Genomic DNA, 12,555 nt, shown 5'->3' with positions numbered 1-12,555 from the left:
ACCTTCAGTTCAACTTTTATCAGGTTTTACAGGTTCAGGATTGAATTTATCTTGATCTGCCGGTCTTGTAAGGACAGGTCTTTTCGCTGTATATGGAAAGGGCATTCTAATAATACTATCTCGCATATCTTTCAACCTAGGGGGATAAAAAGGAGACAAATATGGAGCTCCCAAGCTAGATTGTCGCAATAGATGAATGAGTATAAAACAAAAAGCAAGCATAATTCCATAAAAACCCCAAAAACCTGCAAGTATTATAATTGGGAAACGAATGAGTCGAATAACATTCCCCATCAGATAACTTGGTGTTGTGAAAGATGCGAGGGCGCTCAATGCAACGAATATTAGTAATATATTACTTGTAATTCCAGCTTGTACGGCTGCTGTTCCAATTACGATACCACCAACGATTCCAATAGTTTGTCCAATTTTTGTTGGTAATCTTGCCCCAGCCTCTCTTAGTAATTCAATAATAAATTCAAGAAGCAATGCTTCAAATACAGGTGGAAAAGGAACTAAAGCCCTCGATTCACTAAGCGGAACCAAGAAGGCTTGAGGAATTACTTCATAATGAAATGTCAACGCTCCTACATATATTGGTGTCAAAAAAACGGATAAAAGAATAGCAGTAAATCTTAATAATCGAGCAAATGTAGCAATTAGCCATCTTAGATTTTGATCTTCTTGACTTTGTAAAAATTCAATAAACGATTGAGGGCAAATGATAGCCATGGAACTACCGTCTACAATAACCCCTAATTTCCCATTTAATAGACTAGCGCAAAATCTGTCTGGTCTTTCGGTCAGAAGCATTTGTGGAAACGGAGATAATGAGTTATCGTCAATTATTTCCGAAAGAATAGCACTATCGATTAGCGCATCTAAATTTAGATTGGTGATTCTTTCGCGCAGTGTATTAATCATTTGATCAGAGGCAATACCGCTCATATATAACAGGTTGACTGAAGTATTTGTGTGCTTTCCAACTTTTAATTCTTCGTTACAAAGATCGGGACTCACTATATAGCGACGAATTAAGGAAATATTTGTTGAAAGGCTTTCATTAAAACCTACTTGTGCTCCGATTACTTGTGATTCGTTTTCAGGTGCCGACAAACTCCGGGATTCACCTTTAGCAATATTGGCTAATATTACCTGTGAGTATCCTTCCACATGGATAAGAACAAATCCATTTACTATCGATTCTACAGTTTTCTTTAATTGTGTAGATATATTTACTTCCGATATGGAAAGAGCAGTCTTGATAGTTTCAGGAGTTTCGTTTGGTTTATTCTGTAAACCGGATATAATATGATCATTCATAATCTGATCATTCACTAAATTATTTATATAAATAAGGGTAATATTCGGGGGGATAGATTTAACGATTAAATCAGATGGATTATGGGTGGCATCTTTTATGGACTTAATAAAATCAATTTTCAAAGGAGTAATCGTACCTATATCTTCTTTAATTGAATCTATTGCTATAGTTGTCTGTTTCTTATTGAAAGGTAGTTTAAACTTCATCTTGAATAGTAGGCTCCTCTCATTTATAACTTACTTTATAGAATGCGCTTTAGAAGGAGAATCTATACTTTTCATTACCTTTTAAATAGAAATTTGTACAAAATAGTATTCCGTCGGTATACCGACATGATCACAATGAGGAAGTCAGTCAAGATTGTTGCCAATCTTCAACTAACGTGGGATAGGCTAGTTGACGAGTCCAACAATCTAAAGTCAAAACGCTCAAGGTCCCTAAAAACCTCAAGCGTTTTGGGTATTAATTATATTTTTATGACTGTTCAAAATTTTTTATTCAGACAATAATCGCAATAAAAAAATAACGACAACCAATAATAATATATTGATAATCGATAAACAATCTGTTAACATAAAATATATAATAAATGTTGGAGGTACTTTTTATGAAACGAGGATCAACACTTTTTTTAAAGGTAGCTGTTATTCTTATTGGAATCCCCGTTCTTGCTATGTGTCTTTTTCTGTTGCCTCAGATAGCTAACGAAGCAAATGAAGCAGCTGAGAGAGGTTCAGATTTGGCTTTTGTAGTATATGGTATTTTAATGGTTATGTATGTTTCGGCTGTCCCATTTTACTTTGCTCTGTATCAATCTTTTAACCTTTTAAGCTTTATTGACAAGAACCATGCTTTCTCGGAATTATCTGTAAGAGCTCTATGGAAAATAAAAAACTGTGCCATCATAATAAGTGGCTTGTATGTGGTAGCCCTCCCATTCGTCTATATCATGGCAGAGGTGGATGACGCCCCAGGTCTAATAATCGTCGGAATGATACCTATTTTTGCTTCCATGGTGGTTTCCGTCTTTGCTGCTGTTCTTCAAAGGCTTTTGAAAGATGCCATAGATATAAAAGAGGAAAATGATTTAATAGTCTGAGCTGAGGTGAATAATATGGCAATTATTATCAATATTGACGTGATGCTCGCTAAACGGAAAATGAGTGTGACGGAGCTTTCAGAAAGAGTTGGGATAACGATGGCTAACCTTTCTATCTTGAAAAATGGAAAAGCAAAAGCTGTTCGATTATCCACATTAGAGGCAATTTGCAAAGCCCTAGAATGTCAGCCAGGAGATCTATTAGAATACAACGGAGAAGAAGACACTCAAGGATAATTACTAAACAGGTGTTTAAATACGACCTGAATCCCACTTTCCATAAATTGTATTTAATTAGATTTAAGGAGAGTAATATGATCAGAGAAAAAACGATTTATATCCTTTTAACTGATACAGGAACTGTTTTAACAAGGATGATTAAGACCTATACTAAAAAACCCTATAATCATGCCTCCATCTCTTTTGATGATGAATTGATTGAGATATATAGTTTTGGGAGAAAAACAGCAAAAAATCCTTTCATTGGGGGATTTGTTAGAGAAGATATTAATTCTGTCTTATTTAAACAAGCATATTGTGCCATCTATTCATTAACCATAACAAATGAAGAATTTCAAAAGATGGATCAATATATACAAGAAATATCTGATAAAGAGGAGCATTATCGCTATAATTTTATAGGATTATTTGGGGTATTGTTTAAAAAACCGATAAAAAGAAAGAATGCTTTCTTCTGTTCTCAGTTTGTGGCATCTGTACTAAAGGAAAGTCAGGTCATTGGCTTCGAAAGAGATCTTTCACTGGTTGAACCAAGTGACTTGCCACATTCAGCAAATTTTCAATTGATTTTTGAAGGTAGATTAAGTGAATATAACAATAGAGTAGTGAACACAAGAGTCATTGTTCCTTATCAAATAGTTCCAATTGAAATGGAATTCTGTATTTCTGATGATATTAAATAATAATAAATTACGCCTTTCAGTATTCGGGGGCCTTTACTAAGGAACGATAATGGTCCAATTTCTCATTTTCATGCTGAGAAGTTGGACTTTTTATATTTACTTATGGAATAGCGATATATTAAATAATAGAAGATAGATGATATGAGAAACAATTAACATACTTGATTTTTTCGGGATTGGACTTTTGTGTACATGATATATTTAGCCCAATCAAAAAAATCTTTCTTTTGAGTTGGATTAACGGATGCCTTTCTTAAATAGAAGGGGCCTTTTGACCAAGGGAATTTTTAAAAAATGATATGATGACAAATGAATAGAATGGTTAACTCATGACGAAAATAATATTTGACAAGACACCAAGTGGTGTTATATTCTAAATAAAGAAATAGGACACCAACAAGTGTCGTTTGTAGAAGTGAAGATCAGGAGGAGAGTGATTTTGAACGGGACAGGACCAATCAGAGATGTTTATGAGGCTGTTGCCGATCCAACAAGGCGAAAATTACTTCGGATGTTGGCAGATGTTGAAGAATTACCCCTACATGAGATAACGTTCCATTTTCAAATGGGTCGTACAGCTGTCTCTAAGCATTTGGCAATCCTGAAAGATGCAGGTCTCGTAACACACCGAAAGGTCGGCAGAGAAACGCGTTATCGGTTGAATGCCACTCCGCTTCGAGAAATACAAGACTGGGTATCTTTTTACGAAGGATTCTGGAAAGAAAGAATGATTAAATTAAATCTTTTATTGGAGGAAAAAAAATGAAACCAGATGTATCACTAGACTTTCAATATACAAGTTCAATCGAGCAGGTGTGGAGCGCTTTAACAGATTCGGATACACTTACAAAATGGATATGGAAAAATGATTTTAAGCCAGTTGTTGGACAGAAGTTTCAATTCAGAGCAGAGCCAAGTGAATGGTGGGATGGCATTGTAGATGGTGAAGTACTTGAAGTGGACGAGCCACATAAATTATCTTACACATGGATAAGTGCCGGTGAAATCACTACTGTGACATGGACTTTGAGTAAAGGTCCAGATGGAACTATTAATCTACATCTTGATCAAACTGGTTTCAGTGAAGAAACAAAAGCTCGCGAAGGAGCAATAGAAGGAGCTAAATATGGCTGGACCAACATGGCTGACAAGCTCGAAAAAGTGTTAGCAGAACTGTAAAATGTTTTCTTCATCCTCTAAGTTGTCTACTTTTTCAAGATAAATCTTTTCAGTTGGTACATGAATATTAATACATTCTTCAAAGGGGTGCAATTCCATAGCAAGAATTGTGCTCTTTCATTATGATAAGGGTGCTTTTCTAAAGAAACATTTAAGTTTTATAAATATGACAATGCTACATTTAGAGAATGGAGAGGATATCACTATGAAAATAAATCAATTAATTGCTAACAATATTAACAAATTAGATTCAGTACTACCAGTAGATAAATCGATAGGAATAGCTGGTTTGTCTGGATCTGGCAAGACAACTTTTTGTCAAACTATTGGTGAAGAATCCAAGAAGCGTCTCGTTTCATTATTGCCAAAGGCAGAATATCAGTACTTATTTCCTAATATTATGGAAACTAATTTTAGTGCTATCAAGATGGAGGAAATGCCTTTAGTCCTTTTTCTTGGAAAATCATCCATTTCTTCCAATCCACGTTCAACAATTGGCACGCATACTGGAGTATTTAAAGATATTCGTGATACGCTTGCTGAAAAATTCAATCTTTCTCCAGAAGTTTTTTCATTTAATAATGAATTAGGTTGGTGTGCTGCGTGTAAAGGACGAGGTACTACCAAAAATGTCGAATGTAAAAAGTGTGAGGGGAAGCGCTATAATCCAGAAGTTCTGCAAAAAAGAATAGAATTATTGGATCAACCACATAGTATTTCTGATATTAACAACTTAAGTATTGAGTCAATTCTTTCATTAGCAGAAGTTTTACATATTAGCGAAGCGAAACAACATATCCTTAAAAATATTATCAATATGAATATTGGTTACTTAACATTAAATCGCATTATGGGTACATTATCAGGTGGAGAATTAACAAGACTTTACTTGGCTGAATTCATGGCAGCAAGTGAAAATACAGTTATTATAATCGATGAAATCTCAGTGGGTCTTGATCACCAAACACTATTGAAAATTTTAGAACAGATTAAACGATTAGGCTATAAAAATCAAATTTGGCTCATTGATCATTCAGACATAGTCCTCGACACAACAGATGAGCAATTGTTCTTTGGGCCAGGTAGTGGTAAATACGGTGGGAAAATTGTGGAAGAATCCCCACGTCCAAAACCAATCACTTTGGAACGAAATAAGGCAATGCCAATAGAATACTATCATTTTCATGATCTTTACAGTCGTAATATTCAAATGGCTGAAATTCAAATTCCCAAAAATAGAATTGTCACTTTTACGGGAGAGTCTGGATGTGGTAAATCTACACTTGTCAATGAGTGTATAGCCAAAGATTTTCTGAAGAGATATCCAAAAGATAAACTTGTAATGGTGGGGCAAAATCGAAACCAATCGATTACCAGTCGGTCAACAGTTGCAACTTTTCTTGATATTAAAAGGAAACTCACAAAATATAGTGATGATATTGATGATATTTTTCTGCGCTCGATTGAAGATATTATTGATGAACTGCCAAATGAAGACATCGTTCATAAACGCTTGAGCTTATTGATCAAACTAGGACTTGGTTATTTGACGTTGGAAAGAAAAACACAGTCCTTATCGAATGGTGAATTTCAATGTGTTCATTTAGTTTCTGAGCTGTTTGCCAACTCTAGAAACCCACATACGCTTTTTATATTTGATGAGCCTTCAAAAGGTTTATCACAAAACATTTTAAATCAATTCATTGATAGTGTCAGGGTAATTCTGCAGGATGAATCTGTATCAATAATAATGATTGAACATAATCCATATATGCTAGAAAACGCTGATTTTATCGTTGATTTTGGTAAAAGACAGCTTGCACCTGTGGAGCATCTTGACGTAATTAGTCATGAAGATTATTATCGTCAACATAACAACAAGGATAGCGTTGCTACAGTGCAAATTTCTTCAACTATCAATCAACAAAATGGAATTAACTACCTAAAAGAAAATCATATTGCATATTTTAAAAATGCAGAAAACGTCTATAAGGGCGGAATATTAAAAAGCTTATCATCAATGGCTCGGTTGATATATGGTGAATATGAATCTGAAACAATTGCACCTGTCATCGCCATTGATCTGGAACGTCACTTGTATAGTCAATATAGTTTTCTCTATGAAATCGGCGGTCTTATCAACCATATTGTGGCAGCGCATCCGACCAATAAAGATACGAGGAGCTTCGATTTCTATTATCAAGGGAATCATTGTCCAAGTTGTTCTGGCCGCGGTGTGATAGAAAAATTTGATATTGATGTTGTTATTCAGGACAAGACCGTACCATTCTGGGAAGGCCTTTTGCATCGTGACGTGATGGAGGTATTAAAATATTACCAATATCCAAAATTAGAGTTCCTATTTGAAGAGATAAAAAATGAACTTGGTCAAGATATTAGTAAGGCCTATAATGACATGACAGAACAAGAAAAGCATACGTTTTTATACGGGTATTGGGACAAGTCATTTTATGATAAAGCTGGTAAGACACAGAGGACATGGGCAGGCTTTAATAACATAATTGGGATGTATATGTTCATTTCAAAATCGATTATTAAAGAGCAAATGAAAGCATCTAAAGAGATGATTACATGTCCGATTTGCGAAGGTTCTATGTTAAACCATCATAAACAGCTCAGATTTGGAGATACGGATATTCGTGAGATTATAAAGCAGCCGATTGACCAAGTTTTGAAAACAGTAGGAGCGTTACCCGAACTGGTAAAATTGAAGGCTATTGTAGGCGGCGATATGGCTTTAACGGAAGATGTCTCACTGTTGCAAAGGGAAACACAAGTCGCCCTGAAAATGCTTGAATTAGAACTAGCAAGCTTTGCTGGCTATGAAATGGTTCTGCAAAACGTATTACCATTCTGGGATAGCATCAAAGGCAATATTGAATCTATCTGTACTAATAACCTGGTAAGCATCTGTGATTTTGACAATATCAATGAGACAAGAGAAAACATTATTGATAAGTATTTCACAAATGGAAAATACAAAAAACTAACATATGTTTATGAAGCATTTGGTTACAAAAAACTTGTTACTCAAATTAATAAAATAAAGAAAAGTGATCCATGCCCATTCTGTAAAGGAAAGAAAGTCATAACTGAAGATAATCTACATGACGGCGTGCATAAATTAACGATACCTTGTGTGAGTTGTAATGCAGGTGGAATCAATGATGAGGGACTTCAGGAAGTTGTTGAAGGCATTTCAGTAGAGACATGGCTAAATGGTAAAGTCAGTGATATTGTTGATGAAAGCTTATATACAGAGGAAGTTGCTGATATACCAATCTTCAATCGCATACGTGAGTTAAATAAACGAGATTTAATGGCGGTTTATGAGTGCCTGGAGCAAAATAATTAAATTAATAAAAAAGTGATAATTAAGTGAAGAGCTAGCTGTCGGTCAGTGAAGAAAAACTCATTTGCAATAAACATTGCAAATGAGTTTTTTCTATTTCAAAATATATAAAATTGTACAACAAAGGCTTAGTCTTCAGAATACTTATATTGATTTGATAGGTAAAATAGGAAGCAACTTCATACCTACTAGAAAAAAGCAAGGCTAGTGCAAGACCCAGAGTAGGATTCATCTCCCGTGTTTTGCTAAGCGTAACAGTCTGTAAATTACGGAACATAGTACATGTTTTTATCTCTTAGTCAATATTAGAATACCAAAATATATGTGTTTGTAAGCAGGACCTTCCTTATTGGTTTTTTGTTGCAAATGCAACATGTTCATGTTAAATTTAATGCACCTCAATTTTATTGCATTTGCAACAAAAATATGAACTAAGGAGTATATTATGAAGGAAATTCTTCGAGAAATTGGAATGATAGCACGGGCATTAGATTCTGTAAGTAATATAGAATTTAAAGAATTCGACCTTACAAAAGGGCAATACTTGTACCTTGTGCGAATATGTGAATGTCCAGGAATCATTCAAGAAAAGTTAGCTGAGATGATAAAAGTCGATCGGACAACAGCAGCTCGCGCTATAAAGAAGCTTGAAATTAATGGTTTTATTGAAAAGAAAGAAGATAAGCATAACAAAAAAATTAAAAAACTATTTCCAACTGAGAAAGGGAAAAATGTTTACCCTCTGATAAAAAGAGAAAATGATTATTCCAATATCGTTGCATTAGAGGGATTTTCCGAGATAGAAGTAGAGAACATTTTCAATCTTCTATATAGAGTAAGAAGAAATATAGAAAAAGACTGGGAATTTGTAAAAAAAGGAAACAAAAGAAATTATTAATTATATTAAGGAGCGACATATTTAAATGACTATGTATATACAAAAGTGTACCCTGGAAGATTCACGTAAACTTCAAGAAGTTAGTTATGAAACATTTAATGAGACATTTAAGCATCAGAATTCATCCGAAAATATGAATGCCTATTTGGAAAGGGCATTCAACTTAAAACAATTAGAAAAAGAATTATTCAACATTTATTCGGAATTCTTTTTAGTTTATCTTAATAAGGAAATCGCTGGATACTTAAAGGTCAATACAAATGCTGCTCAGTCTGAAAAAATGGGTGATGAATCACTTGAAATCGAGAGAATTTATATAAAGAACGAGTTTCAAAAACATGGGCTTGGTAAATATCTGCTAAGTAAAGCTATAGAAATTGCGTTGGAACGTAGTAAAGCGAAAATCTGGTTAGGCGTTTGGGAGAAAAATGAAAATGCTATAGCTTTTTATAAGAAAATGGGGTTTGTTCAAAATGGTTCCCACTCTTTTTATATGGGTGATGATGAACAAATAGACTTAATAATGACCAAAACACTTATTTAACATTTGTATGATATTAATATAAATTCGTATAGTGTGTAAAAACGTTGTGCAAACAATGTTTTGGCAATTTAAATTTCAATTTTGAAATTATAATTATGATCGATACATAAGATTAATCTGCTCTGCAATATATGATGAATCCAGGTGTAAGCCATCTTTTAACCACCACATAATGACGCCGATAATAGAGGCAGTTTTAATATCTGGATCAACAATGATTTTTCTTCCTATATTCTTAGATTGATTTCTGCGGGTTACTATTAAATCTTTCATCAAAAAAAGTAAATGTTTCTCAATTTGTTCAAACTGTACTAAAGCAAGTATATGATTCCTTTGGTCAAGAAGATAATCCAAAAGCTGTATTAAGTGCTCTTTTCGATTTCTATCAAAAATGGAAGTCAAATTTTCTATTTTATCAGTTAGCACTTGTAAAATATCATTTGTTAAATGTTCCTTTAACTCATTAATATTTTGATAGTGTAAATAAAAGGTGGTTCGATTCAATTTTGCTCTCTGCGTTAATTTATGAATAGAAATTTGGTGTAGCGAGTAACCTTCTTGTAATAGTGTTAGTAAGGCATCTTTAAGCATTTCCTGTGTACGAATGGTACGAGGATCTTCTTTCAAAGTCATGTAAATCATTCCTTTTTAATATTAAATTGTTCATTAATCGACAGAAACGTCCTGATTGTATATGGTCGTTTAAATTCTTCTGCTATTATATTTTTTAGACACTTTGTCGATAATATATATTATAAGGGAAGGAATTTTTTATGCAAAATGAAATATCGAGTAGTACCCAAAAATTGCTTCTTATCATAATGATAACGGGGACTTTTTTTTCTACGTTAAATCAAACATTGTTAAATGTTGCATTTAGTGATTTAATGGTGGTTTTTGATGTAAATACCGCAACGATTCAATGGTTAGCAACAGGCTTTATGCTTGTAAACGGTGTGTTAGTACCTATTACAGCGTTCTTAATGAAACGTTTTTCGACACGTCAATTATTTATAAGTTCATTGTTATTTTTACTAATAGGCTCTATTGTTGCAGCATGTGCGAATAATTTCGGCATATTATTAACAGGTAGAATGATTCAAGCAGTAGGTGCTGGAATTATTATCCCACTAATGATGACTGTAATAGTTTATCTATACCCGGCTGAAAAACGTGGAGAGATTATGGGAAAGATTGGCTTCGCAATTATTTTTGCACCAGCAATTGCACCAACATTAGCGGGATTTATTCTAGAGTATTTATCTTGGCGATGGTTATTTATCATCATGATTCCATTCGTAGCAGTAATTATCATTCTAGCTAAAAAATATTTAGTTAATGTAACTGAAACGTCAAAAGTAAAGCTAGACATAGTAAGTGTGATTTATTCAACTATTGGCTTTGGGTTTGTTCTTTTTGGCTTTAGTAGTGCAGGCAGCCGAGGATGGGATGATTTTATCGTCGTTACATCAATTGTTGGAGGTTTGCTCGTAACGATTTTGTTCTGTCACCGACAAATAAAGTCTACTGAGCCTTTATTGAATTTAAATGTTTTCAAATTTAAAATATTTACGATGACGACGGTAATTAATATTGTAATTACAATTTTAATGTATGCTGATTTAATATTACTGCCGATTTATTTGCAGGATGGACGAGGATTTACAGCACTTGAAGCTGGATTGTTATTATTACCGGGTGCCATTATCAATGCTATGCTTTCCCCGGTAACCGGTAAGCTATTCGATAAATTTGGGGCAAAACCATTATTCATACTAGGTACAGGTTTAATCGCGATATCGATGCTTGCAGTTATTGATTTATCAACAGAAACAACAACAGCATATATTTTAGTTCGTACAATTTTATTGCGTATTGGTTTAGCGTTTATTACGATGCCGTTAAACACAGCTGCTTTAAATGCATTACCTAGAGAATTAGCCTCTCATGGATCGGCGATTAATAATACAGTGCGCCAGCTAGCTGGAGCAATTGGTACAGCAGTTATTATGACGATTTATACTATTCAATTATTGAATGTTTCTTTAGAATCTATGACAGGTTATATTAGTGCTGCGAGTAAAACGTACTTCTATATGTTTGTTATCTCTATGATAGCGTTCGTTATCACATGGTTTACCCCTAAAAAGACAAGTTAAAGTTACTTCAATAATAATAGTGAAAGTTCAATATGAATAAATAAAAGGCTTAAGTCCATACATAATCGGACTTAAGCCTTTTTTATTCAGCTTCAGACGAGGTACAAGCTTTTGACAGCAACAATTCCATTCCACCTAAAATAGTATTTTTATTAAAGGAATTATTGCCAACTTAATAGAATTATAAACAAAGGGTATGTTCTTACTAACATAACATTTTAGCTTAATAGTGGAAAATGTATGTCTTAATTTCAAATGGAAAATATACATATTCGTTTCAAACGTATTAGAGTTTTGGCAGGTTAGTTGCACAACGATAAATAGGGTGGAGTATATGAGTGAACGGTTTGAATTAAGTTTAAAAAACAAGGAAGTAAGAATCGGGATATATTTTGCAGTCCCAACGTTTGTTATAGGATGCATCATTATATTTTATGGTGAACAAGAGCATCAGTATGTTCGATTGTTAGTCTTAGTAATAGCATGGACTATCTTTTATATATGGCGCTTTTTTAACCGAAGGAAACAGAAGAAAGAAGCTAATAAGCCTACATTGTAGTAGACAGTTAGTTAGTGGAGGAGCCGCCCGAGTAAAAATTAAAGGGTTTTTGTTCTACGTGGTTGAATAAGTGTTGTATATACGAATATTTTGGAGGTATATAATGGAGTTTTATAATTTTAGTAAAGATAGTGGTAAGAAGATTTCAAAGTTCAATTCAAATTTTATTATGTCTCGTGTTATTCAAACAGATCAAGCAACTAATATAGGATATATGCACTTAGACGCAAATGGGATTGTAGGGTACCACCAAGCAGTAGTACCTCAACTTTTGGTTGTTATAAATGGAGAAGGGCTTGTTTGCAATGATAAGGAAAATTATATAAAAGTTCAGCCTGGAGATGCTGTATTTTGGGAAAAAGATGAATGGCATGAAACTAAATCAGAGAATGGGTTAAATGCTATTGTAATTGAAAGTGTTGAGTTAAATCCTTCTTTATTTATGCCAATAAAGAAATAGATTTTGTTTAACTCATGGGTGCACTAGTTAAACAAGA

12 protein-coding genes are annotated in these 12,555 nt (G+C 33.8%); 10 read left to right on the top strand and 2 right to left on the bottom strand.

The genetic code is table 11. The features are described from left to right. Nucleotides 1-9: 9 nt before the first annotated feature. Nucleotides 10-1,530, bottom strand: coding sequence for a spore germination protein (locus tag KD050_RS00495; protein WP_211894335.1), 1,521 nt, complete (start codon nt 1,528-1,530; stop codon nt 10-12). A gap of 401 nt (nt 1,531-1,931) precedes the next feature. Here KD050_RS00495 and KD050_RS00490 point away from each other — a divergent pair, with 401 nt between their 5' ends. From KD050_RS00490 to KD050_RS00455, 8 genes are all read left to right on the top strand, one after another. Beyond that, nucleotides 1,932-2,423 carry a DUF2975 domain-containing protein gene (locus tag KD050_RS00490; RefSeq protein WP_211894334.1) on the top strand — a complete coding sequence of 164 codons (492 nt, stop codon included), beginning with the start codon at nt 1,932-1,934 and terminating at the stop codon, nt 2,421-2,423. Nucleotides 2,424-2,438: 15 nt separating this feature from the next. Beyond that, nucleotides 2,439-2,660: a helix-turn-helix domain-containing protein gene (locus KD050_RS00485; protein WP_211894333.1), complete on the top strand. Its 222-nt coding sequence runs from the start codon at nt 2,439-2,441 to the stop codon at nt 2,658-2,660. A 77-nt stretch (nt 2,661-2,737) separates the two neighbouring features. Continuing rightward, nucleotides 2,738-3,346, top strand: coding sequence for a hypothetical protein (locus KD050_RS00480; protein WP_235753885.1), 609 nt, complete (start codon nt 2,738-2,740; stop codon nt 3,344-3,346). Between the two features lie 439 nt (nt 3,347-3,785). Next, nucleotides 3,786-4,112, top strand: coding sequence for an ArsR/SmtB family transcription factor (locus tag KD050_RS00475; RefSeq protein WP_211894332.1), 327 nt, complete (start codon nt 3,786-3,788; stop codon nt 4,110-4,112). After that, entirely contained in the window at nt 4,109-4,525 is a 417-nt protein-coding gene (locus KD050_RS00470; protein ID WP_211894331.1) for an SRPBCC family protein, read from the top strand. The genes KD050_RS00475 and KD050_RS00470 overlap by 4 nt, the downstream gene beginning before the upstream one ends. A 205-nt stretch (nt 4,526-4,730) precedes the next feature. Beyond that, nucleotides 4,731-7,901, top strand: coding sequence for an ATP-binding cassette domain-containing protein (locus KD050_RS00465; RefSeq protein ID WP_211894330.1), 3,171 nt, complete (start codon nt 4,731-4,733; stop codon nt 7,899-7,901). 442 nt (nt 7,902-8,343) lie between these two features. Next, nucleotides 8,344-8,796, top strand: coding sequence for a MarR family winged helix-turn-helix transcriptional regulator (locus KD050_RS00460; RefSeq protein WP_211894329.1), 453 nt, complete (start codon nt 8,344-8,346; stop codon nt 8,794-8,796). Nucleotides 8,797-8,821: 25 nt separating this feature from the next. After that, nucleotides 8,822-9,340 (top strand): spermidine/spermine N(1)-acetyltransferase, encoded by a 519-nt coding sequence (locus KD050_RS00455; protein ID WP_211894328.1) that lies wholly within the window; start codon nt 8,822-8,824, stop codon nt 9,338-9,340. Nucleotides 9,341-9,433: 93 nt separating this feature from the next. Here KD050_RS00455 and KD050_RS00450 read toward each other — a convergent pair whose 3' ends face one another. Further along, nucleotides 9,434-9,973, bottom strand: a complete 540-nt coding sequence (locus KD050_RS00450) for a TetR-like C-terminal domain-containing protein (protein ID WP_211894327.1) — start codon at nt 9,971-9,973, stop codon at nt 9,434-9,436. A 140-nt stretch (nt 9,974-10,113) separates the two neighbouring features. Here KD050_RS00450 and KD050_RS00445 point away from each other — a divergent pair, with 140 nt between their 5' ends. Continuing rightward, on the top strand, nt 10,114-11,499 hold the full coding sequence (locus KD050_RS00445; protein WP_211894326.1) for a DHA2 family efflux MFS transporter permease subunit: 1,386 nt from the start codon (nt 10,114-10,116) through the stop codon (nt 11,497-11,499). A gap of 662 nt (nt 11,500-12,161) precedes the next feature. Beyond that, on the top strand, nt 12,162-12,518 hold the full coding sequence (locus tag KD050_RS00440) for a cupin domain-containing protein (protein ID WP_211894325.1): 357 nt from the start codon (nt 12,162-12,164) through the stop codon (nt 12,516-12,518). Nucleotides 12,519-12,555: the final 37 nt, after the last annotated feature.

The organism is Psychrobacillus sp. INOP01, assembly GCF_018140925.1.
Lineage (GTDB): Bacteria > Bacillota > Bacilli > Bacillales_A > Planococcaceae > Psychrobacillus.
Note: the sequence above shows the minus strand (reverse complement) of the source record. Positions and strands in the feature narration are given on the sequence as shown.